This is a genomic window from Bacillus sp. FJAT-29790, from assembly GCF_019039215.1.
Taxonomy (GTDB): Bacteria; Bacillota; Bacilli; order Bacillales; family Cytobacillaceae; genus Cytobacillus.
The window spans coordinates 71,912-97,360 of record NZ_JAHNZZ010000006.1 but is presented as its reverse complement, the minus strand read 5'-3'; the positions used below and the strand labels follow the sequence as shown (position 1 = coordinate 97,360).

Annotated in this window: 25 protein-coding genes; all 25 read right to left on the bottom strand. The window is 38.1% G+C overall.

The window, feature by feature from the left end:
• Positions 1-195: 195 nt before the first annotated feature.
• Positions 196-324, bottom strand: a complete 129-nt coding sequence (locus BGM26_RS21785; protein ID WP_302053280.1) for a hypothetical protein — start codon at positions 322-324, stop codon at positions 196-198.
• Positions 308-442, bottom strand: coding sequence for a hypothetical protein (locus BGM26_RS21780; RefSeq protein ID WP_302053279.1), 135 nt, complete (start codon positions 440-442; stop codon positions 308-310). Before BGM26_RS21780 ends, BGM26_RS21785 begins: the two co-directional genes overlap by 17 nt.
• 365 nt (positions 443-807) lie before the next feature.
• Positions 808-2,169, bottom strand: a complete 1,362-nt coding sequence (locus tag BGM26_RS20860; RefSeq protein ID WP_217042213.1) for a vWA domain-containing protein — start codon at positions 2,167-2,169, stop codon at positions 808-810.
• Positions 2,170-2,316: 147 nt separating this feature from the next.
• Positions 2,317-2,883 (bottom strand): hypothetical protein, encoded by a 567-nt coding sequence (locus BGM26_RS20855; protein ID WP_217042212.1) that lies wholly within the window; start codon positions 2,881-2,883, stop codon positions 2,317-2,319.
• Between the two features lie 506 nt (positions 2,884-3,389).
• Positions 3,390-3,590, bottom strand: coding sequence for a hypothetical protein (locus BGM26_RS20850; protein WP_217042211.1), 201 nt, complete (start codon positions 3,588-3,590; stop codon positions 3,390-3,392).
• A gap of 215 nt (positions 3,591-3,805) precedes the next feature.
• Positions 3,806-4,183, bottom strand: coding sequence for a hypothetical protein (locus BGM26_RS20845; RefSeq protein ID WP_217042210.1), 378 nt, complete (start codon positions 4,181-4,183; stop codon positions 3,806-3,808).
• A 254-nt stretch (positions 4,184-4,437) separates the two neighbouring features.
• Positions 4,438-4,995, bottom strand: a complete 558-nt coding sequence (locus BGM26_RS20840) for an SUKH-4 family immunity protein (protein WP_217042209.1) — start codon at positions 4,993-4,995, stop codon at positions 4,438-4,440.
• A 288-nt stretch (positions 4,996-5,283) separates the two neighbouring features.
• Positions 5,284-7,026 carry a hypothetical protein gene (locus BGM26_RS20835; RefSeq protein ID WP_254119837.1) on the bottom strand — a complete coding sequence of 581 codons (1,743 nt, stop codon included), beginning with the start codon at positions 7,024-7,026 and terminating at the stop codon, positions 5,284-5,286.
• A 148-nt stretch (positions 7,027-7,174) separates the two neighbouring features.
• Complete coding sequence (locus tag BGM26_RS20830; protein ID WP_217042208.1) at positions 7,175-7,888, bottom strand: pilus assembly protein TadG-related protein; 714 nt, start codon at positions 7,886-7,888, stop codon at positions 7,175-7,177.
• Positions 7,872-8,261: a TadE/TadG family type IV pilus assembly protein gene (locus tag BGM26_RS20825; protein WP_217042207.1), complete on the bottom strand. Its 390-nt coding sequence runs from the start codon at positions 8,259-8,261 to the stop codon at positions 7,872-7,874. The genes BGM26_RS20830 and BGM26_RS20825 overlap by 17 nt, the downstream gene beginning before the upstream one ends.
• A gap of 32 nt (positions 8,262-8,293) precedes the next feature.
• Positions 8,294-8,512 carry a hypothetical protein gene (locus BGM26_RS20820; RefSeq protein WP_217042206.1) on the bottom strand — a complete coding sequence of 73 codons (219 nt, stop codon included), beginning with the start codon at positions 8,510-8,512 and terminating at the stop codon, positions 8,294-8,296.
• Positions 8,513-8,545: 33 nt separating this feature from the next.
• The gene (locus BGM26_RS20815) at positions 8,546-9,487 is read right to left on the bottom strand and encodes a type II secretion system F family protein (protein WP_217042205.1); all 942 of its coding nucleotides are present in this window, start codon (positions 9,485-9,487) and stop codon (positions 8,546-8,548) included.
• Positions 9,488-9,492: 5 nt separating this feature from the next.
• The gene (locus BGM26_RS20810; RefSeq protein WP_217042204.1) at positions 9,493-10,323 is read right to left on the bottom strand and encodes a type II secretion system F family protein; all 831 of its coding nucleotides are present in this window, start codon (positions 10,321-10,323) and stop codon (positions 9,493-9,495) included.
• Positions 10,324-10,421: 98 nt separating this feature from the next.
• The gene (locus tag BGM26_RS20805) at positions 10,422-11,762 is read right to left on the bottom strand and encodes a TadA family conjugal transfer-associated ATPase (RefSeq protein WP_217042203.1); all 1,341 of its coding nucleotides are present in this window, start codon (positions 11,760-11,762) and stop codon (positions 10,422-10,424) included.
• Between the two features lie 16 nt (positions 11,763-11,778).
• Positions 11,779-12,897 carry a CpaE/TadZ family protein gene (locus BGM26_RS20800; protein ID WP_217042202.1) on the bottom strand — a complete coding sequence of 373 codons (1,119 nt, stop codon included), beginning with the start codon at positions 12,895-12,897 and terminating at the stop codon, positions 11,779-11,781.
• A 45-nt stretch (positions 12,898-12,942) separates the two neighbouring features.
• The gene (locus BGM26_RS20795; protein ID WP_217042201.1) at positions 12,943-13,719 is read right to left on the bottom strand and encodes an SAF domain-containing protein; all 777 of its coding nucleotides are present in this window, start codon (positions 13,717-13,719) and stop codon (positions 12,943-12,945) included.
• A gap of 27 nt (positions 13,720-13,746) precedes the next feature.
• Entirely contained in the window at positions 13,747-14,370 is a 624-nt protein-coding gene (locus BGM26_RS20790) for a hypothetical protein (RefSeq protein WP_217042200.1), read from the bottom strand.
• A 115-nt stretch (positions 14,371-14,485) separates the two neighbouring features.
• Complete coding sequence (locus tag BGM26_RS20785) at positions 14,486-15,820, bottom strand: VWA domain-containing protein (protein WP_217042199.1); 1,335 nt, start codon at positions 15,818-15,820, stop codon at positions 14,486-14,488.
• Positions 15,821-16,472: 652 nt separating this feature from the next.
• A complete protein-coding gene (locus BGM26_RS20780) occupies positions 16,473-17,507 on the bottom strand; it encodes an ABC transporter substrate-binding protein (RefSeq protein WP_217042198.1) in 1,035 nt (344 codons plus the stop codon).
• 211 nt (positions 17,508-17,718) lie between these two features.
• Entirely contained in the window at positions 17,719-19,407 is a 1,689-nt protein-coding gene (locus BGM26_RS20775) for a HAMP domain-containing methyl-accepting chemotaxis protein (protein WP_217042197.1), read from the bottom strand.
• Between the two features lie 393 nt (positions 19,408-19,800).
• Positions 19,801-20,196, bottom strand: a complete 396-nt coding sequence (locus tag BGM26_RS20770) for a VOC family protein (RefSeq protein WP_217042196.1) — start codon at positions 20,194-20,196, stop codon at positions 19,801-19,803.
• A 57-nt stretch (positions 20,197-20,253) separates the two neighbouring features.
• Positions 20,254-21,195: a ketopantoate reductase family protein gene (locus BGM26_RS20765; RefSeq protein WP_217042195.1), complete on the bottom strand. Its 942-nt coding sequence runs from the start codon at positions 21,193-21,195 to the stop codon at positions 20,254-20,256.
• A 132-nt stretch (positions 21,196-21,327) separates the two neighbouring features.
• The gene (locus BGM26_RS20760) at positions 21,328-21,762 is read right to left on the bottom strand and encodes a MaoC family dehydratase (protein ID WP_217042194.1); all 435 of its coding nucleotides are present in this window, start codon (positions 21,760-21,762) and stop codon (positions 21,328-21,330) included.
• A gap of 568 nt (positions 21,763-22,330) precedes the next feature.
• On the bottom strand, positions 22,331-23,932 hold the full coding sequence (locus BGM26_RS20755) for an acyl CoA:acetate/3-ketoacid CoA transferase (RefSeq protein ID WP_254119835.1): 1,602 nt from the start codon (positions 23,930-23,932) through the stop codon (positions 22,331-22,333).
• A gap of 429 nt (positions 23,933-24,361) precedes the next feature.
• Positions 24,362-25,449: LysR family transcriptional regulator (locus tag BGM26_RS20750; protein ID WP_217042192.1), on the bottom strand; the 1,088-nt coding region annotated here is incomplete at its 5' end.

Sequence of the window (25,449 nt, the reverse complement as noted above, 5' to 3'; positions counted from 1 at the left end):
ACATACAAAAGCAAGTGGAGAAAAACGAATCGATTTTCTCCACTTGCTTATTTTAGGGAATTATCGGACAGCCCCAAATAATTCAATCGGCTGCATTTTCCTATTAGACTTTTTATAAGCGCTGACTAATCTATAATTCTTGTTAACTTAAATACGGATTAAATAGAATTGAATTATAAGGGAATATTTACCATTTTACCTGTTTTCTTCCCGTAGCCGTTCCATCCGGTCAGCCCAATCATTAATCTTCTTATCAATCCGGTTAACCTCTTCGTCAATTTCTTGATACTTTTTTTCTTTCAGTTGTTCAATTAGCTGTTTCATTGTTAACTGATGCTTCTCGAGTTTCTTCCTTAATTTCTTTCCCCTGATCTTCTGTGATCATTCCTTCTGACTTCATCAACTCAATCGCATCTATCAATCTTCCTTCTTCAACATTCATGGCGTAGCTCATTTTTCTATACGTTCTATCAACTTCCCTCTCTTGCCCAAGGATGGCAAATGTCCCTTTTGGTGATGACCACCGCTTTCCAATTATGTCAATAATCCCAGGCGGTATCCACTTTTTTATTACGGTGTTCTTTAATTCTTCCGTATTTTTTGCCGAAAAATACTCCCCTTTGCCCCTCTTGATCCCGACTTATTTCCATTTTTATATTAATTTCCACTGAAAAACGGAAGCTTTTACACTTTTCTTTCCTCTTTTTTGCGAAGTATTTAAAAAAAGGAAACTAATCAGCATAACTAGTTTATATTTTTCGGGTGGAACAAAGGACCTATCCCACTGTTCCCCATCTAAGGTGAAGATCACTCTTCACTTCGTAATTTCTCTCGTTCCTCTTGTCCTTTACTCCTTACTTTTTCACGATTTTCATATCCATCTTTCCTCAAGGTTTCTCGAAAGTTGTAGGCAGTGTCTCTCGCATACTCTCTGAGACTGAAGCCTCGATCCCTCGCAGCTTCTCTTATAGCAAAACTATCAATTCCAGTCTTTTCTTTAAAGTAGTGAGCCAATTCTAATAAGCGTTCTTGTTCTTTATACGCTTGATTAACCATCTCATTTTGTACATCATATAATTCGTTTACTCGTGTATTCTGTGAATCATAATATTTGTTTACATTTTTATTTTGCCAATCATACCATTCATTAATGAGTCTTTGCTTTTCTTTCCGGAAGAAGTCTTCCATGCTTTTTTGTGATGTCGCAGCTGAATACTTTCCTTTTCCAGCTTCTGCAATTTTCTTTAAAGCTGCCTGACCCTCATTATCTACATCAAATCCGATAATATTTACCACTGCTTTAACATTCGATTCATTCAGCTTTTTCGCTTCCTCTACCGGATTGCCGCCACATGTTTCAACCCCATCACTAACAATATAAATAATATTTTCTGTTTCCTCTCCCGTCTCTTCCTTCAAATCAAAATTTGCAGCAGCAATTGAAGCAGCAAGGGGCGTCCAGCCAGCAGGCGAAAATTTATTTAATGAAGCGCTAAATTGTTCCTGATCGAACGCAGACAAAGGGTAAACAATCTCAGAGCTATTACAAGAAGCTGCCTTGTCTTGATTACTTCCTGTCCCTAGATGACCATAGACCCGAAGTGACACATTTACATTCGATGGCAATTCCGATACGAATGTTTGTATAGCACTCTTTGCATGCTCCATTTTTGATTTTCCACCAATTTGCGCCTTCATACTTCCACTTGAATCAAGTAATATTTCTACATTTACCCTCTTTGTTATTGCAGCACCCGTTTCCATCTCTCCAGGCTCTGCATTCGGATCTTCGTATGACGTATCCACTTGATTAAAAAAGTCATAATAGGAACGATAATCTTCTGCTGTTAATGCCAATAATCGTGTAAAATACTCTTCTTGTGACAGATCTTTGGGAAACTCGCCTATAGCTTGTTTAACTTTTTCTTCATCATAATTTTCTCCATAGTATTTCCCCGGACCCTGTCGCAGGATATCCTCTATTTCTCTTGATTCAAACACTGTAGTTTCCAATTCTTCAATTACAATCTCAATTTCATTTTGTTCATTCTTTATTTCTGTGGATGCAGGATCACTAGTTATCTTCTTTTCTATTTCTGTTTCTTTAGAACAGCCAGCAATAACTAACATACTCATAACAAACCAAAGAAATTTTCTTTTCACATACATAGTAAATCCCCCCAGATACATACTTCTTAAGATCAATTCTATTTAAGGAAAAGTGAAATATTGATACCTTTCAAGGGATCTCGTAAATTTTGGGCCCCTTAACAATATTTGGTCATGTATAATTTACATGCCCCTTAGGCTCACCAGCTATTCCTTATCAAAGGCCACCTGATGAAAGTTGGCATGTACCATAACAACTCCAATAAGGATAAGCATGAAGGATACCGGGGCAGCTATATGTGCACCAATCGTTTTTACCGACCAATAGCCAACTAAAGACCCTATTCCACTCCCGAAAAAGCCTAGAAACAAAATAAATTTTCCGATTCTAGTCTGTGGGGAATTCACTTCTGACAGAATAGGCTTAGCGTATTTATGACCCAAAATAATAGATATTGCTAAAAAAAGAATTAACATGATTGCAGGAGTTGCGTTATTGTACATTCGAGAGATGGTTAAGGCCAAGAACAATGCTGTACAATCCAAAAACAATGCCATTCCCCCTAGTCTTGCTCCTAGGTAATACTGCCATTTCTTGATTTTTATTATTACTGAAACTGCAACCATCATTACAATGAATATACTGCCTATGAAAATAGCAGTACCGTTTGAATCCGGATAAAATATAAAGCATAAAATTGAAATGATTGGAAGTATACATAAAGGAATCACATTGTTTGCCAATGGATCTTCCTTGTATGGACCTAAATTCATAAATAACACCTCGAATTGATACATGACTTCTATGTTTTACGAATTAATTTATTTCTTTCTATATTTTCAAACACCCTAATTTCTATTAAATAGAATTCGACTTTCATAAAATGCGGTTTTTTTTGTAAAATAAATTCGAAATAATACAAAAATAAAAGTAGTACGTATGTTATGAATGACTAGCCAATAAGCGGTACAAATATACTCGAATATCGGTATTCAGTATATTGGATTTCTAATAATGATTAAGGTAATGACGAATTAATTGCTACAAATGTGTGAATCCTTTATTGAAATTCATCTTCCTAATATCCTCCTTTTGGATTTTTATCCATTAATAGGAATAATAAAGATAAAGATACAACATAAAAGCACTAGGGTAAATGATTTTTTTTACCCATGCCTTTTATCACATTTACAAAACTCCCTAAACAGAATTAAGGTTGATCGTACCCTTAGCAGCAACATTCTGTTTACTGGTGGTTGTACTACCAAGAATCTTGCTGCTATTGGTTCCATTTTTCCGGTAAAGAGGTAATGCAGGGCCCATGCAGAAGAGTAAATCCTACGGCTCCCGCTCCACTTAGTCCGCCTAATACAACCCATCGAAGGAGACCTGAGGCCGGAATGAGCCGAAATGCCCCTAATAATCGCCATACCCCTAAACCGCTGAAGAAGGCAAGTGCGGAGGCGAGCCCGCCTGCCACCATCCCCCAAAAGCTTTTTTCTTCTGAGGCGGGTGTAAATACAATTCCATCAATGCTGATAGCTGCTAGAACTTTATTGTAAAAAAACGGAAAGCTAAGTAAAGTATTTACTCGGCTTTCCGTTTTTTCTTAATTTAGATCCCTACATTTACATTTTTATATGCTCTAACCTCATTTTGATAGCTGAGTTGAATTGAGTTGGTATTGCTCAAATCTTATTTTGTTAAGTCGTATTCTAATTTCTCCTGATTCCATACAAAAACGTGATCATCTACATTCACATACCATTCAGCATCTTCGATTACATTACGAATGTCAGCAAGCAAAGAAGTCCAATGATCAACGCCATCAAACATTGCATCTGCACTATTGTCTGGTAATTGAGTTGATCCTTCAAAAATTACATCAGCCTCTGTTGGCTTCTCTGTATCGTATACATCAAAGCTTGCCCAGTTATGCCCTTCACCTGTTTTTAAATATTCTTCAATTTCTTCATTCACGGAATACCTTTCAATCAATTTATTGATGATTTCTAGTTCAGCTTTTGAAAGGTTATATTTGCGTTTTGCGGTATAATAAATAGAAACGCCCATCTTGTAACCCCCTTCTACCCTAAAATTAGAAATAGTCATTTAAAAGAATAAATAGCAATTAATTCACGTTTAAAATCCTCATACATTTCAAAGGCAATCTCCATGATTTCTTTAAGTTCTTCATAGCTCCGAAAGAATATTACAGACACTCTTTCTGTATCATTTGATAATAATCTTACAAACAGATCCCATGGGTCTCTGGTAAAGAAGTAATGTTAAATATTTGGTAGGTCGAGGGGCTGTCCCCAAAGATGCTAATCCTCATTTAATAAATTTACTTCGTCAGACCAGAAGTTTCTTTCCTCTAATGCTTTTGAATCAATAGTTCCTATACTATTTTGAAACCAATAAATTAGTTCTTCGGGAATATCTCCTTCAAAAAAAGCATCTTCTCCATTTTTCTCATCAGTCTTTTCAATTAACTGTGAGTATAACAATAATGACTCCATGAATAATGGTATTGATGAATTAATAAATACTTGGCTATTATCATTTTCACGATCTAAATAAATTACTTCACCTGTAACCTCAATAATACATATTGGATCGCCAGTAGAAGTACTTCCAATAAAAATATAGTTTGATAATAATTTATTTGTAATTCCAAACACTTGTGTAATTTTTTCCATACCCCCTTTAGTTTTGGTATGGAAATTTAAAAATGGTGGGGCACTTTCCGGTAATCCAGCCTCAATAATAAATTTCTTTGAGTCAATTGGAATATTTAGATCTTTAATTTCATCCATTTCATATCTAATTAAACCAAATAATTCTTTATCCCAACTGTTTAAAAATTCATTAGGCGAAATCATTCAATAAACTCCTTTATACTACAAAATTAGGGTGTTTTTGTTTTTTGCAATAGAAAAGATGCAATTTTGTACAACAATCAATGTATAGCATTATAGTCTAACATTAAGCCTCTAATAGACTAATTACTTCAAAGAAACAACCAGTATCGAGTCTACTTTTACCAAATAAGTCAATTGTACTCCCCTCACCGTGTAGGGTTGAGCTATACCAATTCTATGCTATATTGAGAAGCTTTTTGTGAAAAAACAAATATTTTGAGATCCATTAATATTATTCATTTTTTTCGGTTAGTTTACTTCTGGGATTTCGTCAATAATTGTTTGTCCGATATCTGTAAGCGGGTCATTTCCTCTTACATTATTTATTTTCTCATGATTATGGATACCACCAAAGCCTTCATGTAAGGAAGCTGGCACAGCTGTTACTTGTCCACCACCTCCAATATGATGATGAATAAGTTTGTCCCCAATATAGTTTTTATATTGAGGAAATTTCTGAATAAAAGTTTCATCAACAATAGGGGCAACATTTCGCTTAATACGCTTGGTATTTTCTACACTCCAGAACTCTGGATTTTGTTTTAATATTTCCTTAAAATGTTTCCTTGCATTCCTTTCCCATCCGTCTGAATTTACCCCCTTGCTTCCTTTACCTTTAAAGTTCATTTCTGCTGTCAATCTAGGATCAGCCCTATACTCAATTGGTATTTTTTGCACATCGATTCCACGATAAGCTCTAATAATACTGTAATCTATACTTTCTAAAAAATAATTTTCGTTGGGTTTGTTCTGCCCTTGTTCAATTTTGGCTGACGAACCATTCCATTCGTTCCCCTGCTTCGAAACATTCGAAGCAATTCCATCCTCACAAGCGCATCCCATTGTAGTAAACTTCGGAATGGCTGCGGTGCTTAATGCAACGAATAGCGTAGTGACAAAGACAATGCCTGTTCGTTTAGCTGTACTCTTCCAGTCTACCTTGCCGTTTTCTTTCCATTGAATAAGGGTGTCAAGGACCGCGGTAACTCCAGCCGTGATCGCACTGTAAATGGTTGATCCTTTTACTACCTTCCAAGTCCGGTTTAAAAAGTTGGATACTTGGGAAACGGGGCGTTTCGTTATTCGGGAAAGGAGAGTTGCTAATACGTTCCCTTGCTTGCTGATGATTTGTTTAACTCCTAGATTTCCAAAAATTCTTGCTGCTATGGGCCCCATGACCGCTCCTAGCGTGAAGTTGAAGAAGAGGCTTTCAAAGGTAAAGGCCTGTTTCCAGAGGCTGCTGTCTCCGGTAAAGAGGTAATGCAGGGCACCGTGAAGGAGAGTAAATCCTACGGCTCCCGCTCCACTTAGTCCGCCTAATACAACCCATCGAAGGAGACCTGAGGCCGGAATGAGCCGAAATGCCCCTAATAATCGCCATACCCCTAAACCGCTGAAGAAGGCAAGTGCGGAGGCGAGCCCGCCTGCCACCATCCCCCAAAAGCTCGTTTCTCCTGAGAAAAATGTAAAAACGACTCCTGCAATCCCAAAGCCAATGGCAGCTAAAATCGTTCCAAAAGCAATGGCAATTCCGGCAGCTGCTAGAACCCAAACACCAAGTAAAATAACGCCTACTACGACTACTATGGCTCCAATGACTTTTAAAAGCGTTTGAACCCACTCTTGTGAGAAGAAATCCTTTACTCCCTCCCAAAAATCACCAAGCCAATCAGTAAACCGATCCCACTTCGGACTAACCCAATCTTTAAATTCCTTCCATCCATCCTTAATCCATGCTTCTGCATTCTTGAGCTTATCTATAAAAGCTTCTTTCATTTTTTTTAAGTTATCAAATAACTTATCATACCACGAGGCATCTCCCTTAATCGGATCGCTGTTTGTAGCATCATGCACTTCTGTCTTTCTGATTCCATTGCTTTCTGACTCTACCTTACCGACATCCGCTGCCGCTGGATGGATAAATGAAAACAAGAGCCCTATTAAGAAGATGAATGTCAGTACACTTCCCTTTGCCTTAAAAAAATGATTCATGCCTTCTCCCCTCACATGTTTTCTTCAAGAAAGAGTCCGTCACTTTTGAAAAAACATCATGCTGAAGATATGGACTTATGCCTATAACATTCTTAAGATTAAATAATTCTTCTTACGCCGCTGTAATACTAAGAGCCTTATAAAGAAACTAGTAACAAGAAATAGTAAAGGTTTTAGGTTCACCAATTTTAACTGATGCTTCAGATGTGATCGCGGGAATACTTTCATTAGATACGGTTGTAAACTTTGCTTTTAATTCTGTAACTACGTAAATACGAAAATCCTTTTCGATAAATCTTATGGTTTTTACATCATCGTTTTGATTTGCTTTTGCAAACCTCTCTGCCTCTTTTGATGCATTATCGAAGTTTTCTCTGACAAACTTACAGGCAAGTGTATTTACACCCTCATCCCCGAAAAAGAATCTCATTGCGGAATTCGCCTTAACTTCTATAGAATGATTTAGCAGCCAGCTGACGACATCGCCCGGCATCGTCCTTCCCGCATGTCTTGCCTCCTCCATTCTCACAAAATTAGCTAATATTACAGCAATAGGAGGCGGATCCTCGCCTTCTAATACGGATCGAAGATAATTTTCCCATCTGACTCCGAGTGCATCTAATTCAGATTGTGTTTCTTCTTTAAGCCTATCTGACATATACAAATTAGAACTTTTAGCTGCTGCTAATGCTGCCGCGTCAGCACCTGTTTGTGTCACTCTTTTATGAATAAATACATTTGAGAAGTCAAAGAACATCAACGCTATAAAAATAGCAGCCATGAGCATGCCAACCATTACGATTAACATGCCGCTGCCGCGTTCGTTATTTATGATCTCTTTCAAACTATTTATCTTTCTCATACGGATCTTCCTCCATTGGCATAACGGCGTCCGCAGTAAAGTCGAATTTCATATCGGCTATAAAAGGGAGAGCAATTACAGGGGCGTTAATATGAACCATAACTCTCGCTTCCTCCTTACCAGGTCCCCCCGTAACCGTTACATTAAAACCAGAAGCTGATCTTTTAGCGACTTTTTCCCAATTGGGATCATGGATGGCAGCTGCACGAGCACCATCACGCGCAGCTGATTCTGCAACTACAAGTGAAAAAGCGATTAAGGCAATTTGCCATATAATCAAGAATGCTAATATAACAAGGGGAAACATCGCAACAAACTCTATGGCCTGTGAGCCCTTCTCATTTTTTACATAACGTTTAAAAAGCTCTTTCAATTTATTCACTCCGGCTAAACAAGATTTTTTATTTACTCACCGCCACCGCCGATATTTTTAATTAAATCACTTAGCTTTTTCATAACTGCATTCCCTACGGTTTCATCATCCTTAATACCAGCAGCAATTGCCCCCATAACAGCTAATACAACAAGACCTAGAGCAACCCATTCAAGCGCTTGCGCTCCTCTTTCATTTTTCACATAACGAGAATAAATTCCATTAACCTTAATCCAAGTTTTCAATAACATTGTAATTCCTCCTTAAATTTTCTTATAATCCTTCTACTTAAAAAAGAAGGAGTCCAACCCAAAGGCAGCCGGATTGTACATAATGTTTAATACAAGCAGGCCAATAATAAGACCGAATACGGCTGGTGCCACAAAAAATGTAGTGACTAATGTAATTTGCGGGCTTGCCTTTGCGGCTTTCTCCTTTGCAACAAACCCTCTTGTTGCCCGCAGGTCATCAGCTTGAAGCTTAAAAGTTCTAGACACTGGAACTCCAAGAGTTGACCCTTGTATTAAGCCATTTACGAGCGAATGCAACTCCTTAGAAGAATTTCTGTCCATTAAGCTTTGATAGGCCGTAATTCTTGGAACACCTAAATCTATTTCTCTATTAAATCTATCTATTTCTTCGCTCAAAGGTCCTTCAAACTGTTGGGTAACCTGCTGTAAAGCATTATCTAAGCTTACCCCAGCTTGGAGAGTTACACTGACTGTATCTAAGAAGTCAGGCATCATGATTGTGATGAGCTCCTGCCTGTTTTTCGCTTTAAAATACAGCCACGCACTAGGTCCTAAGAATCCTCCTAAAATGGATAATAATAGAACCTGCAATCCCAAAGGCATGCCAAGGAAGCTGTATATACTTCCAAATCCCAATCCAATTAAGCCCAATACAAAGCGAAATCCATAAAAATCCTGCAAACTTAATTCAAGTGGATTTCCAGCCTCCTTTAGCAGTCTTTCATGTTTAGCTTTATCAGCAAAGAACGGATACCTGATTCCAACTGGCCCAGCCTTTTTCCCCCAGAGAACCAATGTGAGTATCATTCTTTCCTGTAAAGACTGCTTTTTCTTGTCCTTTCGATGCTGAAATCCTTGCTGTTTTAAGAGTTTTTCCTTCTTTGCAATATATAAATAGATGTATACAAAGCTGATAAAAAGCAGGATTAATATAAATATAAACATGACGAGTGAAAAAAAGCCTAAAAGTTCCATCTACCCTACACCCTTATACTCGAAAGTCTTTTTATGATGAAAAATGCAATGAAAACAACTGCAGAAAATCCTGCAAAAATTAATAAACCCATTGGAGTGAACAAAACATTTAAAAATCCTTTAATAAATAAATTCATCATTAAAACCATTAAAAAGGGCATGGCAACCAAAATATAAGCAATCGATCGACTTTCTGCTGTAACGGTTTGTATTTCTTTATGAACGCGGCTTCTTTCCTCTAGCGTTTCTGCCATAGAAGACAGGACCTCCGCTAAATTCCCACCCACTTTTTGCTGGATAAGAATAGTGCTAACAAAGATATTAATATCATTGCTTGCTACTCTCTCCCTGAACTGGTTCAAAACCATCTCTAAACTATCACCTAATTTGAATTGGTAATTCATTTTTCGAAACTCTGATTGGCTTGGATCCTTCATATCCCTGCCTACCATTTCAATAGCTTGTGGAATCGTTTGCCCTGCTTTGATTCCATTTGACATCATCCTGCATATTTCAGGAAGCTGCTTATTAAAGCTTTCTGTCCGTTTGTTTTTCCTGGAGTTTAAATATAATCTAGATCCAATGGAGATCACTAGATAGCCTACAAGGACAGCCATTAAAAGATATAGCCCGAATAGAAAATGATTCACAAAAGCCAATAAAGCTAATAAAAATATATAAATTCCCATATATTCGGAAGGCTTTAAAGATATATTTCCTTGTATAAGCTTTTTCTTTAGCTCTGATGCAAGTTCAGAAGAATCATATTTATCACCGATGAGCAGTACAAAGCTTTTTCGGTCCGATTCTTTCTCTATATCGAACCAGTTATCCATCCTCTTATATGAATCTCGCGTTTTCCGGCTCGATGAGAAGAAAAATATTCCGGCTAAAAAGCTAAATATACTTCCTGTTAACAATCCCCACGCCAAGTTCATTTGAGGGCACCAGCCTCTATCACAGATTTAGGAACTTCAATCCCATATGAGATAAAACGCTGATATATTTTAGGAACATAACTTGTGCCTTCAAATTCCCCAAGAATTGTTCCATCAGGGAGTGTTGCCCGTCTATTAAATCGGAATATATCTTTCGCAAATATTTCTCCATTTCCTTCAACAAGCTCAGCAATATTGACAATTCTTCTTCTACCATCAGAAAATCGAGATGTTTGCACAATTAGATCTAGTGCTCCGACAAAATATCCTCGAATAACCTCAACGGTTAATGGCAATCCAGACATAATTACCATGGATTCAAGTCGACCTAAAGCATCTTTTGGACTGTTTGCGTGAATCGTTGTCAATGACCCTTCATGACCGGTATTCATTGCCTGTAGCATATCGATTGCCTCTGAGCCTCGAACCTCACCGACAATAACACGATCTGGACGCATCCGTAGAGCATTCTTAACTAAATGCCTAATCGTCACTTCGCCTTTTCCCTCCATATTCGGAGGACGCCCTTCCAGTCTGACAATGTTATCGTACGTTAACCTCAATTCGGCCATATCTTCAATCGTCACGATTCTTTCCCCTTTTGGAATAGAATCTGAAAGGACATTAAGCAGTGTTGTTTTTCCACTTCCCGTACCACCGGAAACTAAAATATTTGCTTTCGCTTTGACCGCGGCTTTCAAGAATTGAGCCATTTCTTCTGAAAAACTGCCAAATTTCATCAGGTCCTCTAATGAATAAGGGTCTTTCTTAAACTTCCTGATTGAAATGGATGGACCATCAACGCTGATTGGCGGAATAACGGCATTTACACGGCTTCCATCCATTAAACGAGCATCCACCATTGGTGAGCTCTCATCAATTCTTCTTCCAAGTGGGGCGATAATACGATCGATAATATGTCTCACATGTTCATTATCTTTAAAACGTACATTGCTTTTTTCCAATTTCCCTTGTCGCTCTATAAATACTTCATAAGCACCATTCACCATGATCTCTGTAATGGATTCATCCCGCAGTAAGCTTTCAAGAGGACCGTAGCCCACTGATTCATTGATGATTTGTTGTATGATCTGATCCATTTGATCAGTTGTGATAATTACTTTTTCCTCGTCTATCATTTGTTTTACTAAGCGCTCAATCGTTCGCTTGCGATCTATCGGAGTTAATGTCGTAATGTTTTCCAGATTCGCTTCTTTAATTAAACGGGACTTGTAGTGTTTAACCAATTGGTCAACTTGTGATTCTGATATGCTCCAGTCATGCTGTAGCGATGATTGCTTCGTTCCTAATGCAGAAGCTTTTTCAACCCAGGACATTTTTTCACTCCTTACGTTAACGCTTTAGTATTTCATCAATGTATTTCTTCATATCCTTCGTAACTTTAGTCGTACCTTTATCCTTCTTTTTCTTAAAGAAGCTCTCCCCCATATTCAAGAAAGGCTGAATGGCAAAATAATCGCCACTTACTGTTCCTTGAACGTCTCTTCCGATAATCTTCACGATATCCTTAACCGTTAACTCAGATTTAGGGTGATTACGGTTGACAATCAAGGAGTATTGATCTCCTCTTCCTATTTGGTAACGTTCAAATAGGTCCTCTGCATATTTATATGCCCTCATTCCTAAACTATCTGGGGTCATAATGTAATGAATATGCTGAGCTAGGCTCAGACCTGTAAAGGTGAGATTATCAATATTCGTTGGCAAATCTAGAATAATATAATCATAATGATTGCTAGCAACGTTAATAATTTTGGTCATTAATTCATCAGGAATCGTCTGTGCAATCGCTGGATTCGCTGGACCTGTTAATATTGATACTTTCGTTTCTTCATGAACATTAGATACATTCTGGATATGTCTAATATCTAGTTCTTCCATTACCGGAATTAAATCATGGTACGATCTTATTGGCTGTAAACCAAAAAGGGAATCGACGGTTCCGAATTGGGCATCCATATCAATTAATAACACCTTTAAATTGTGATGAATGCTTAGAGACTGAGCTGCTATTGCTGATAAAAGCGTTTTTCCGCTTCCACCTTTTGCGCTGTAAAAAGCATGGACCTGACCTGTCCCGTATCCCAAGCTTGTTTCTGCCTGCAGTCGGAATTGATCTCTAGTGTATCTAACCAATTCAATTAGTCGTTCCTTTTCATCTGGAAATACAATGACATCCTTTGCTCCTGAGACAAGCCATGTTCTTGCGAGAAGAAAATCATGGTCTCTTGTAAGGGCAATCATGCTGCTTTTTGAATTATTTTTAAGCAATTCCGGATTTTCTATGGAATCCATATCAGCAAAAATATAATGATAACTTTGCTGCTCCTGGAAAGTTCTTTTCCATTCTGGCATGACCGTAATATCTATATTCTCATTTTCAAGTAGCTGTTGTATGAGTTCGCTCCATTCTAAATCTTTTGTAATTAGCAGCCCTTTATATGCACTCATTTCATGCACCCTTCCAAAACTTCTTTCTTCGTTTATTTTTTTGTCTCATTTTGGCTCACCAGGAGATTGTTCTTGTTGATTTTGTTCTGCTGGTTTTTCAGTTTCCGCATTATTATTTTCCATTGTTTCCGCTTCTAGTGGCTTTGTGTTTGCATTTTCTTGTTCATTTTTGGGTGCTTTCTGTTCATTTACTTCTTTTAGGTTTTTTTCACCTGAAGTAGCTTGATTTACTCGTAATACCCTTATTTGCACAGCAGAATTTTGATAATGAATAATTTTTTCGGCATTCTCAACGGTTAAAGAAATCTTTATTCTCGGGGGTCCTTCATTCTGCTCATCCACTTGAACAACGCTAGTATTTTGAAATTGTCTTTTCGTACTTAAACTTCCACTTACTTCCTCTGTAACGATAATATCTACAAGATCCCCTACAGCAACATCCTGGTCGATTAAAACAATTTTTGTTGCATTCAGCCAAACGACCCGATCATTAATAGGGATATCTAATTTTTTACGGACAAGTGCTTTTGTGAGAAGTTCTCCTTTTTTTACTGCCGCCACTGATATTGCGTCTTTAAAATCCTTTTCACTCGTAATTAAAGATGAATAGGCACTTGATTGTGGAAGCTGTATCCACTCTATGTCTGTTTCTTTAATTTCATGATAGGATTTAATGTCTTTGGCAGCAGCAGCTACCGCAATCGTTTTTCCTAATTTTTGCTGAGCTTGATTGATTTGAACAAGAATAACCCCAGCTGCAACAATTGCCAGTAAAAAAGAACTAGTTAAAAATATTATTGCTTTCCTTTTAGCATCGATCATCCATTGTCACTCCATTATTTTCTTTATCTATTGCTCTTCAGCCATGAAAATGTCAATATAATCAGAGCTAAGAGGCAAACTTATTTCTTCAAGCTGAAAAAATGATACAGATGCTAAATCCATGTCAAGCTTCTCTCTTGATGTCATAAAAATCGGACTTAATTGATTCATTTCTTGAACCTTTGTAATTAGCTCTTCTTTTGTTCCTGAATGAAGCACCTCTTTTGAAAAGCTATCCAAGAGATAGTATTTGTTATTCACCTTTCTCTTTTTATTTATCTTGAAGTAATTAGAAGGTGAAATATAATTCAAGTGATTTGTAATTGTGAATCGTTGTAAGGGAATAAACGAGGGGAGAATTCTCTCCCCTTCCTTAATTTTCTGAAGCAAATAAATAGCTGTAGATTTATTGGTCGCACCATCTAATGTGATAAGTTTATGGTGAGGAAAATACCAATTTTTTAATCTGTTAATATACTCTTTGTTAGTGATAAATGAATCATAAACATAAAAAACTTCTTTATACTCTTTTAACCATTGATCTATATCACTTAATTCGTCCTGTAGTGTCCGTTTGACAACTGGCAGCTTCCGACTGATTGTTTTTTTACTGCCGTTTAAGAAATCCTCTAAAGAAAAATCATTTTTCAATTTGGGACTCCTAATTAAAGCAGACGCTGCTACACACTTCGGTAATCCTAAAGATTCATCGATTATGATTATTTGCACATTGAATCCTCTCTTCCTTTTTCAAGCAATTTAACAATTAACTTTCATCAATAATCCTAAATAATTCTTCCCTCTTAAGATCGATCTTCTCTCTTCCTTGATCTCCGAGGCTTTCGGCATAATCGTGCAATGAGTCGTGTCGTTCCTTAAGCTTTTCTTTGATTTCATTCACAGCTGTGTTTTCAATTTTCTCGTCTTTTTCAAGCATCCATAAGGCCCCTTCAAAAAGTTTTTTTTCTAAATTGACAACTTTCTTAAATGCAGATTCTATTCCTCGTAAATGTTGGAATAAATCAGCTGTACGAAAATTTACATTTATGCCGTTTACCGCTCGCCGCTGGTTTTTGGCAATGCTACTTGCTGCTTCTTCCATTAGCTTCTTAAAAGCATTCTCTAATTCTATTTTTGTATTGACTGTATAATAATTTCCGTTGCTTGCAGCTGCCGCTTCTTTCAGCTGCTTTTGGCCAGCGTCATCCACATCAAAGCCAATAATATTAATCTTTACTTGTAAATCAGATTCTGCTAGCTTCTTAGCTTCCTCCACTGGGTTTCCATCACAGGTCTCCACCCCATCACTGATTATATATAGGATATTTTCTGTTTCTTCTCCCGCTTTAATCTTTAAATCATCGTAGGCGGATTGAATAGCGGCGGCTAATGGGGTCCATCCACTTGGCTTAAATTTATTTAACGCCTCATTAAACAAGGTTTCATCAAAAGTGTTTGTTTCGTACATCATTTCTGTGCTGGAGCAGGACATGGCTTTTTCTTCATTTTTCCCCGATCCCTTATGTCCGTATGCACGTAAAGAAATGAATGCATCCGCTGGCAAGCTTGAGCCAAAATTTCTTACCGATTCTTTTGCTAATTTCATTTTTTCTCCGCCAGGCACAGCTGCTGCCATGCTTCCGCTTGAGTCAATATGTATGGCAATATTTTTTGTTTTTTTCTTTTCTTTTGTCAAATCGAGCTCGCCAAAATCTGGCTCATATTTTGCAAGAGTCTCATAGGCAAGTGAATAGTCTACCCCAAACCAGTGCACGAGCCCATTGAAGATTTCCTCACTCCCAAGCCCCTCTGTTCCGAATCCAGCCATTAGATGCTCGAAATCTGGGTCAACATTATTTACATTCGTATCCGAATACACTCCTACCATTTTTATGCCAATTGGCTGGCGGACAATTTCTTCTGGTTCGGTTGCGGCCACGGGATATTCAATCTTTTCAACCGTTTTTTTCTCCTTTTCCTTCGGATTCTTTTCCTCTTCTTGATTTGAATTCTTTTCTTTATCAGTTGTTTCAGCGATTGAACATCCAGAAATGACAAAGAAAAGGCTCATAATAATGAGCGAAATATGTTTTAACTTCAAGCTTTATACCCCCTTTTACATTCGATTTGTCTTTTTTCTTTTTTGCTTAAAGGTCATAAATTGAATGACAGCACTAACGTATGTTTTTATTTCATTAAGGCTGTTCGCATATATGGTTGTTTTTAGCCTTTAAAGTTTACCCGTTGATTTCCATATAAAAAAACAACAAAGTTTACAAAAATAGCCTTCATTAAATCATTTCGGTTTTTAAAATATCCAATTTATTCTAAAAAATTTTTACCTATATATTTAGTACCATCTACTCACATTTCGGTCAAATACTTCCATATTTTTTGTCGAATTACGTCTGTTATATTTTTCCTGCAAATACCTTGAAATAAGGGTATTTTATAGGAGTAATGAACTATCAATATCCAGTCCGATTGTCACTTTTTATTCAAATCAGAAATAAATATGTAATTTTCCCTCTGAATAATGTGACAAAGATTACAATTAGCAGGGCTTTTTAATCATTTTCAGTTTTTTTGACTAAAACTACTATTTGTCGAATCTATTCGAATTGTCCATCCTTAAATGAAAGCGTTTTAACAAAAAAACTAGTAAAACCCTCCTATTTTTTAAAACTCCGAATAAAATAAAAAACTGCCATCAGCCCTGATGACAGTTTCATATAAACGATTAAACTTTTTCATTATTCTCCTACAATTTTAGCATCCTTTAACATCTCTTCAGTCAATGTAACCCCTTCTAGCTCAGCAGCCTTCTTATTAATGATGAGTTCTAAGCTTTCTGGGAAGCCGACTGGAATATCACTTGGCTTTTTACCTTCGAGAATTTCAACTGCCATCTTTCCAGTTGTGTATCCAAGGTCATGGTAATCAAAACCATACGAAGCGAATGTTCCTCGTTTAACTGAGTCTCCCTCCCCGACAAATGTCGGAATCTTTTTGTCATTTGCAACTGTTATAACAGATTCAAGAGCAGATACAACCGTATTATCCTTCGGTATGTAGAGAACGTCGACCCTTCCTACTAAAGATTCAGTAGCTTGCTTCACTTCTGCACTTGTTGAGACAGAAACTTCTACCGCCTCTAGCCCAATTTCCGCCATCACCTTTTTCGCATTTTCTACGTTGACAACAGAGTTAGGTTCTCCAGAGTTATAAACAATACCGACTTTTTTAGCATCTGGAATAAATTCTTTAATCGCATTGATAGTATTTTTTATGGCATCCGGATGCGTGTCAGAAGTACCTGTAACATTTCCGCCTGGCTGCTCAAAACTTTCGACTAGACCAGCACCAATTGGGTCAGTAATGGCAGTAAATAAGATCGGAATCTCCTTTGTTGATTGAACAACAGCTTGAACGCTTGCTGTAGCGATCCCCAAAATCAAATCATTTTGATCAGCCACAAGGTTTTGCGCGATCGTCATATTATTGTTCATATCTCCTTGCGCATTCTGGTAATCTAGCTTTAAGTTCTTGCCTTCTTCATAACCGGCATCTTTCAAGGCGGCAATAAAGCCTTCTCTAGCGGCGTCTAACGAAGGATGCTCAACAATTTGAGTGATCCCTATTTTCACCGTCTTCTTTTCTTCATTATTGTTGCCACTATCATTGTTACTATTACCATTATTATTGCTGCCGGTTTCTTTGCTACCTGAACCGCAGGCAGCGAGCATTAGCAACAACCCACAAAGTAATACTGGTAAAATCTTCTTCATTCCATTTTTCCTCCTTTTGCTTTACAAAAATAAAACGAAGCCAAATAATAACTTTCCTATGTTAAATAGCAAAAGTTCGACTTCTTTTGTCAATTTATAATATTCCGATAATATCACATCTAATGGACGATAGACAATAGCAAACTGAAATTAAAAAATCCGCCCTTAAAGATAAAGAGCGGATTATCCTATGTAATTATTTTGATCTATACTATAGCTTAAATTGGTGAACGAATCCATTTAGCTTTCCAGCTAATTTCGCAAGTTCATCAGAATTATTTGCTACTTCTTCCATTGAGCTGCTTATTTGTTGGGACGAAGCAGAGGTTTGTTCAACGCCTGCAGCTGATTCTTCGGAAATGGCAGCAATTTCCGAAATCGATCGATTCATTGTGTCGCTGTCGGAAGCTATGTTTGATAGGTTATCAGATACTATTTTAATACTATTGGCCATCTCTGATACGGCAGAGCTTATGTCAGCAAAGGTTTCTTGCGTAATTTCTATTTGAGCGGTCCCTTGCGTAACTTCTTTATATCCGTCTTGTAATGATTCCGTTACGATACTTGATTCCTCCTGAATACCAGCTACAATGTCGGTAATATCTGATACAGATGCGGACACTTGTTCAGCAAGCTTTCTGACTTCATCAGCTACAACGGCAAAACCTTTGCCATGTTCGCCCGCTCTTGCTGCTTCAATTGCCGCATTTAATGCCAGCAGGTTCGTTTGATTCGCAATCGCTTGAATAACTGAAACTAAATTCGATATTTCCTGCGACTTCACATCTAAACCTTGTACCTTTTTTACTGCATCTTGCACGATTTGATCAATTTTTACCATTTGCTTGTATGATGATTCCATTAATTGGCTGCCTTCGCCAGTCATTTGTAAAACTTCATTTGAAGCTTGTTCAATACGTTCTCCATTTTCATTCGCTTCCTGAACTACAATTGAAAATGATCCCATTATAGTGGCAAGATCACTGGCACTCGCCGCTTGAGATTCTGTACCAGTTGCCAATTCTTGCATAGTCGTAGCGATTTGTTGAGAACCTGCGTTCACTTCATCTGCTGATTGTGTTAACTCTTCGCTTTGACTTGTTATTGATCCAGAAACGATGTTAATTTCACTTAATAATTCGCGAATATTACTGCCCATTTCATTTGTAGCAGCAACAAGCTGACCTACTTCGTCATGAGATTTTGTTGTAAGCGGTTCGTTACTTAGATCACCATTTGCAATTAACTTCATTCGCTCCATTACCTGTACTAAAGGAGTTGTAATGACCTTGGAAGTAATCAGTGCTGAAGCTACGCTAAACACAATGATTAAAATGGTTATTACCGTTGCTACAAACAATGATTTTTCCCCATTTGCCGCAATCGTTTGCTCAATTTCATTAATTGAATTTTGACTTTTTACGGCTAGTCCATTATATCCATCCATGATTTCACGCATCTCAGGAGTAAGCTTCTCCAAATTTCGTGTCGCTAATTCTTTGTTTCCTTTTTCAACTTCATTGAATACTTGTTCAGTCACTTGTTTTCGCCATTCAACGGTCCTATCTACTAGTTTGCTAAATTCCTCGGAAGCACCTATTTTTCGAACCGTTTCCTCAATTTGCTTCCCCTCTTCGGTATGATTATTAAATCTCTCTTTATAATCTCCACCATACAATACATAACCGCGGGCCGTTGATGCACGGTTCGACATTGTGCGCGCCATTTCTTCATTAGCTATTAATAGTGGAAGCTCTTTCTCCACTATATTTCTAGCTTCCTCATTACTTTTCTTAATGACAAAATAATTATAAACACCAAATATAACCACCAATAATATAACTATTGAAAATCCAAATAACATTTTCGTTTTAATACTTTTAAAATTTAATCGTTTCATCACTACAGTCCCCACTTTCCTAAACTTACATACTTCTTTTTTCCTATCCAAACCCGCTTAAATAATATTTTTTATCACCTACCTGCACTTTCAATCTAAATTACTTTTAATACAAAAAAGTGATACCTCTCCAACTATTGCTGAAGAGGTAAGGATCAATTTAATCGTTATTGAAAAAGGACGCTTCTTTGTTTTATGAAAATAAAAGACTATTCTATAAGTAGGAGTATAAACCATTTTTCTCCATAATTCAACAAAGATCAACAAAGATCGACAACACTAAAATCACCTACATAAAAAGGCTATCCCATGAATCAGTTATTCACTGACTAATGGAACAGCCCTCACAATTGTTTTAGCTATTAGTAAGATCAGCCTAGTTCACCATATTGATTACACCTGTACGTAACTAACGTCAACCTCCATTAACTTTGCAACGGAATTAGCCTTTGCCTGTATCAACTCGAGAACGAGTCCATCGGGTAGCTCAACCCAGTTTCGACCCTTTGGAAGCTCTATAACGTCCCAAGCATATACTTCTTGGAGTGCAGATTGAAGATCATCTGTCATTATAGCAATATGGTCCATTCTCTCTTGAGATCTTTCCAATCCAGGATCCGAGATCAACTGCAAACCGCCCAATAGCCATACTTGATTGGGCGCTTCTTCCAAACCATCAACGGTGATGATTGTCATACCAAGCGCTTCCTTAAAGAAGCGAATGTACCAATGGATATCTTTTACTCGGAACGCCGTATGTTCAATATACGAATTTTTTTGATAAGCCAACTTTCCACCTGCTTTCTTTTCAAATCACACCGCCCCAAGTTGGGGAAGAGCAAGAAATTATACATTTATGCTGTTATTTTTGATCCAGTATTCAATTCCTTTAATATTGGCCACTAACGCCTTATTAACAGGCGTTGGTATATTGCTTCTTTCACCCCATCTGACGACCGCTCCATTAATGAAATCAATTTCAGTTACTGACCCTTTTTCTAAACTTTGCAGCATGGACGTTTTAAACTCATCGGGTAACCCCTCGGCTGCTTTCAACCATATTTCTTCGGGATTCTCGACAGATAGGGCTACACCGTTTGCCTTTGCAACGGCAATTCCCTCCGATATCGCCTCGAAAGCACAATCTCTGATTTCAGGAATTTTATATAAATCGCCATAAGTTAACTTTGTAATGCCAGACAATGCACCGGTAGCAACATTAATCAACAGTTTATCCCATATGATCCCGATAATATTTGAGCTCACAACTGTCAGCAAACCAGCCTTTGTAAACACTTCAGATACACGGCTGACCCTACCAGTAATACTCCCATCTAATTCCCCAATATAAGTATATTTGTTTTTTATACCGGCAAGCACATGTCCGGGACCTAGCATAACGCCACCTACATAGGTTTTCCCCCCTAGCAGGCGCTCCTTCCCAACCACTTCAGCAAGTATCTCCTCATTTCCAAGTCCGTTTTGCAAAGACATAATCATAGTTTGATCACCAATAAGTTCACTTGCATCTTCAATCGCTTGTTTTGTATGAAAAGATTTTACCAAAACAATTATCAAGTCTACCGGCCCAATTCCTTTGCAATCAGTTCGTGCCTGTACCTTTATCGTTCTATCTATTATTCCACTTCTTAAGATTAAACCTTTCGCGTTGATACTGTTGACATATTCCTTTCTCCGATTGATTAAATAAACTTCCGATCCCGCCTCTGCCAGTGCCCCACCAATCGCACTCCCCAATGCACCGGAACCCAATATACAAATTTTCATATTTTATCTCCTCTTCACAGTAGAGCCGATCATAATTTCTGTTTTTCCTTATTCCTTTTACCTACTCCAGCCACCATTTCTATTTCTACATATCTTTCAATCTTTCTTTTTTGATCACCACGGCTAGACTGGCTATCCTTCGACCGGAAAAAATTTCAAAATATGCTGAGCAACCGTACATAATTCGCCCTTTTGATTGTAAACCTCAACATTGGCATATGATTTTAAATTTTCTTCATCGATTTCATTGATTGTATAAGTAGCTGTAAGTGTATCACCAAAATAAACCGGGTTAGTAAAGCGAAGCCGATCATAGCCGTATGAAACGCTAGGCATTTCCGATCTAGCCTGAACTTGTATTAATGTGGATGCGGTAGAACCCAGTGCAAACGTAAGAACACCATGGGCTATGCGGGTCTTATATGGGGTCTTCTTCATAAATTCTTCATTCATATGCATTTGGCTAAAATCCCCCGTAATTCCGGCAAACAAATATACATCAGATTCACTGATCGTTTTCGTGTATGAAATCGTATCTCCAACTTTAAATGGAATTTGATGACTCATCATTTTTCCTCCTTAAATAGAAAGTGTAGACTCATTTGTTCGTTTTTTTGATTTAAACGATTCCCTCTTAAGAACTCTTGGTTCAAGGACTCATAGAGCAGTTCTATTGGACCGATACTGGGGAAATGCCCTGTTTAAGGGCTCATTGAACAGTTCTATTGAACCACTACTGAAGAAATACCATGGTTAAGGGCTCATAGAGCAGCTCTATTGGACTGATACTGAATAAATACCATGTTCAAGAGCTCATTGAGCAGTTCTATTGGACAGATACTGAATAAATACCATGGTTAAGGGCTCATAGAGCAGCTCTATTGGACCGATAATGAATAAATACTATGGTTAAGGGCTCATAGAGCAGTTCTATTGGACTGATACTGAATAAATACCATGGTTAAGGGCTCATTGAACAGTTCTATTGGACAGCTACTAGGGAAATGCCCTGTTTAAGGGCTCATAGAGCAGTTCTATTGGACAGCTACTGAATAAATACCATGTTCAAAAGCTCATAAAACAGTTCTAGTTTACCGCTACTGGGGAAATGCCATGAAAAGCCCGCTATAAAATTTTACTTTGCAGAATCGAGCTGTTTATTTAGCCATTCATTTCGAATCCCCATTGGTCTAGATAAAAACAGCCTGTGATCCATTTCTTTCAGCTCTTCGGAAACGAGCGGTCTAAATCCCATATGTGCAAAGATATCGCGCTCTATGTCCATACCAGGAGCCACTTCACATAATTCCAGCCCTTGAGGTGTAAGACGAAATACGGCACGCTCCGTAATATATATGACTTCTTTCCCTTGCTTGACCGCTTCTTTTCCATTAAAGGTAATCTCCTCTACTTGTGGCACAAACTTCTTAAAACGACCTTCCTGCTGGATTTGAACACTGCCATTTTCTATTTCTGTTTTTAGCCCTCCTGCTGTTAAGGTACCGCTAAAAATAACCTTCTTACTGTTAGATGTGATGTTAATGAAACCACCTGTTCCCACGATTTTGCCGTTGAAACGGGATACATTGACATTGCCTTCTAGGTCGACCTCAGCAAAACTTAGAAAACATATATCCAATCCACCACCATCATAGAAATCAAATTGCGATGGCATATCAATAACAGCCCGATTATTTACACTGGCTCCAAAAAAAATTCCTTGCGCTGTCACCCCACCGATGGGACCCGTCTCGACCGTCAGCGTAAATTCCTCGCCAATCCCTTCCTCTTGAGCAATTACTCCAATTCCATCTGATATACCTACACCCACATTTCCCACATCACCAGGCGTCACTTCAAAAAGAGCACGCCGCGCAATTACCTTTCGCTCATTAAGAGGAGGAATCGTAATTGCGCCCAACTCAGCAACAAAATCTCCGGACATAAAGCGATTGACTTCCCCCGAGTACAGCTGTGGCTGATCAGGGACGACTACAATCACATCCACAAGATAACCTGGTACTTTCACATCCTTTGGGTGAAGTGTACGTGCTTTAGCTAAACGTTGGACTTGTGCAATAACGATTCCACCATTATTTTTAACTGCCTGAGCCATAGGCAACACATCTAAGAAAGCAATCTCATCCTCCATCGTTATGTATCCCTCAGTATCTGCCGTAGTCCCACGAATAATGGCTACATCTGGTCGAATAGCCGGGTAAAATAACCATTCACGACCGCCAATTTCAATTAGCTGGACTAATTCTTCTGTCGTACGTTCATTTAATCTCCCCCCAGTTTGCCGAGGATCGATAAATGTGCCAATCCCAACATGCGTGAGAATGCCAGGCTGCCCGGCTGCGGCCGCGCGCAGTAATTGGCTCATGACACCCATTGGAAAATTGTATCCTTCAATCTCATTACGTGCTGCCATTTCAGCTAGACGCGGGGACTGATCCCAGTGTCCACCTATTGCTCTTTTGCACATCCCCGGTTGTGCAAGCGGAGATAATCCTCGTTCAGCTCGGTCACCTAGTCCAGTAGAATAATAAAGTGTTAAATCACGTGGCTCCTGTGTTTGCTTAAACCGCTTGGCCAATGCTTCAATAACCGTAGTCGGTTCAGATATTCCCCCACCGGCTCCAAGGAATGCGACGGTCGCTTCCGAAGGGATTAACTTGACGGCGTCTTCTGGAGTCAATATTTCAACAGTGTTTTTCCGTTTGGCAGTTTTCATCATATTCCTCCTAAAATCCAAATATGGGTCAAGCTTCTACATACAAAAATTTTTGAACATCAAGGTAAATCCTGCTATTATTGTCTAATTATTAGACCCTTGAAAGTGCATATATCATTGTTCAGACAATCCAGTACGATGATATAATGAATATTCAGAATCTATATATTTAGAGTATAACTTGGATTTTTACAGAAAAAAAATGAATATAATTACTAGAATCCATGAATAATAGGACTGACCTTCGTGCGGAAACACACACACTAGAAAAAAACTCATAGTAACTATGACCCATTTGACTTCAGAAATGCCGCGCTTTAAGCTTAAACGGACGGGACGACAAAAAAGTCTGGAGATTCCCCCAGACTTTTACTATTTATCAAACCGCCGCCCCTGTTCTATCAGATACTAAGCAGCAATGGGTTTTCCCTATTCTTTTGATTTTAAATCATCAGCCATAACTGATATTCCTTGAGGACAATCTATTAACAAGATGCTTTCAATGACAAAGTTCTTGAACCGTTCGACTGCTGGGGACATATAGCCATTCGTCCGCCATCCCATTTCTATCACTCTTCTACACTGTGGTTCCCGAACACGAAGCATCGAAACCTTGGTCAGATCAAGACCAGGGGTAGAAGGCATCAGTGCAACTCCACAGTTTGCAGCTACAAGTCCGCCAATGATTTCGTCCTCAGATCCTTCAATTGCTACTTTTGGGTGGAATCCGGATTTTTCACAAAACCCGTCAATTACCTGTCTAAGTGGCAAGTCTTGCTGATAATGGACAAATAGATCATTTTCCACTTCACATAAATCAACTTCCTTCATCTGGGCTAGCCGATGTTCTTTTGGAACAACTAAATATAGCTCTTCATTAATAATTGGAAATGTACTAATATTTTCAACTTCATCTTGTGGGGAGCAAAATACAAGATCGACTTCAGCAGATTCTAATTGATGAATTACCTTCCGGGTTGATCCTTGAGACAATTGAAACTTGACGCTCGGGGTCTCTTTTAAAAATAAGCGAATTAAATTGGGGACAAAACTTGGGCGTAATGAAGGAATGAATCCAAATGATATGACCCCATGCATGGGATCGATCATCTCGTTTATTTTCTTCTGTGCATCAGTCATTTCTTGTACAGCTCGATTTGCGTACTGCAAAAAGACGTTTCCATAAGCGTTCAAAATCACTCCACGGGGATTCCGCTCAAATAACGGAACCCCAACATCTTCTTCCAAACGGGCAATTGACTTACTTAATGCAGATTGTGTAAGAGATAGTTCTTTTGCAGCCTTGGTGATATTTTGAATCTTTGATAACACTCGGAAGTTATGTAGCTGTTGAAAATCCAACTGGAAATCCCCCCATACAACAATTGAAGATTGAAAATCAGTGTCCATGCTTTTTCTATAAGGCTCATTTCTAATAGATTGTTGCCTCATATCACCAAATGAGCTTTCGATCCTCATGACACCTTCATGAGGACTGTTTTTTCTCTTTTCGAGTG

What these genes read in the sequence shown, in the direction of transcription:
- BGM26_RS20830 (WP_217042208.1), bottom strand. Translation starts at nt 7,888, where the DNA reads ATGAGAAAGATAAATAGTTTGAAAGAGATCATAAATAACGAACGCGGC.
- BGM26_RS20775 (WP_217042197.1), bottom strand. Translation starts at nt 19,407, where the DNA reads ATGAAACGATTAAATTTTAAAAGTATTAAAACGAAAATGTTATTTGGA.
- BGM26_RS20795 (WP_217042201.1), bottom strand. Translation starts at nt 13,719, where the DNA reads ATGATCGATGCTAAAAGGAAAGCAATAATATTTTTAACTAGTTCTTTT.
- BGM26_RS20815 (WP_217042205.1), bottom strand. Translation starts at nt 9,487, where the DNA reads ATGGAACTTTTAGGCTTTTTTTCACTCGTCATGTTTATATTTATATTA.
- BGM26_RS21780 (WP_302053279.1), bottom strand. Translation starts at nt 442, where the DNA reads ATGAATGTTGAAGAAGGAAGATTGATAGATGCGATTGAGTTGATGAAG.
- BGM26_RS20840 (WP_217042209.1), bottom strand. Translation starts at nt 4,995, where the DNA reads ATGATTTCGCCTAATGAATTTTTAAACAGTTGGGATAAAGAATTATTT.
- BGM26_RS20755 (WP_254119835.1), bottom strand. Translation starts at nt 23,932, where the DNA reads ATGAAAACTGCCAAACGGAAAAACACTGTTGAAATATTGACTCCAGAA.
- BGM26_RS20760 (WP_217042194.1), bottom strand. Translation starts at nt 21,762, where the DNA reads ATGAGTCATCAAATTCCATTTAAAGTTGGAGATACGATTTCATACACG.
- BGM26_RS20855 (WP_217042212.1), bottom strand. Translation starts at nt 2,883, where the DNA reads ATGAATTTAGGTCCATACAAGGAAGATCCATTGGCAAACAATGTGATT.
- BGM26_RS20860 (WP_217042213.1), bottom strand. Translation starts at nt 2,169, where the DNA reads ATGTATGTGAAAAGAAAATTTCTTTGGTTTGTTATGAGTATGTTAGTT.
- BGM26_RS20805 (WP_217042203.1), bottom strand. Translation starts at nt 11,762, where the DNA reads ATGTCCTGGGTTGAAAAAGCTTCTGCATTAGGAACGAAGCAATCATCG.
- BGM26_RS20835 (WP_254119837.1), bottom strand. Translation starts at nt 7,026, where the DNA reads ATGAATCATTTTTTTAAGGCAAAGGGAAGTGTACTGACATTCATCTTC.
- BGM26_RS20780 (WP_217042198.1), bottom strand. Translation starts at nt 17,507, where the DNA reads ATGAAGAAGATTTTACCAGTATTACTTTGTGGGTTGTTGCTAATGCTC.
- BGM26_RS20765 (WP_217042195.1), bottom strand. Translation starts at nt 21,195, where the DNA reads ATGAAAATTTGTATATTGGGTTCCGGTGCATTGGGGAGTGCGATTGGT.
- BGM26_RS20845 (WP_217042210.1), bottom strand. Translation starts at nt 4,183, where the DNA reads ATGGGCGTTTCTATTTATTATACCGCAAAACGCAAATATAACCTTTCA.
- BGM26_RS21785 (WP_302053280.1), bottom strand. Translation starts at nt 324, where the DNA reads ATGAAACAGCTAATTGAACAACTGAAAGAAAAAAAGTATCAAGAAATT.
- BGM26_RS20820 (WP_217042206.1), bottom strand. Translation starts at nt 8,512, where the DNA reads ATGTTATTGAAAACTTGGATTAAGGTTAATGGAATTTATTCTCGTTAT.
- BGM26_RS20810 (WP_217042204.1), bottom strand. Translation starts at nt 10,323, where the DNA reads ATGGATAACTGGTTCGATATAGAGAAAGAATCGGACCGAAAAAGCTTT.
- BGM26_RS20800 (WP_217042202.1), bottom strand. Translation starts at nt 12,897, where the DNA reads ATGAGTGCATATAAAGGGCTGCTAATTACAAAAGATTTAGAATGGAGC.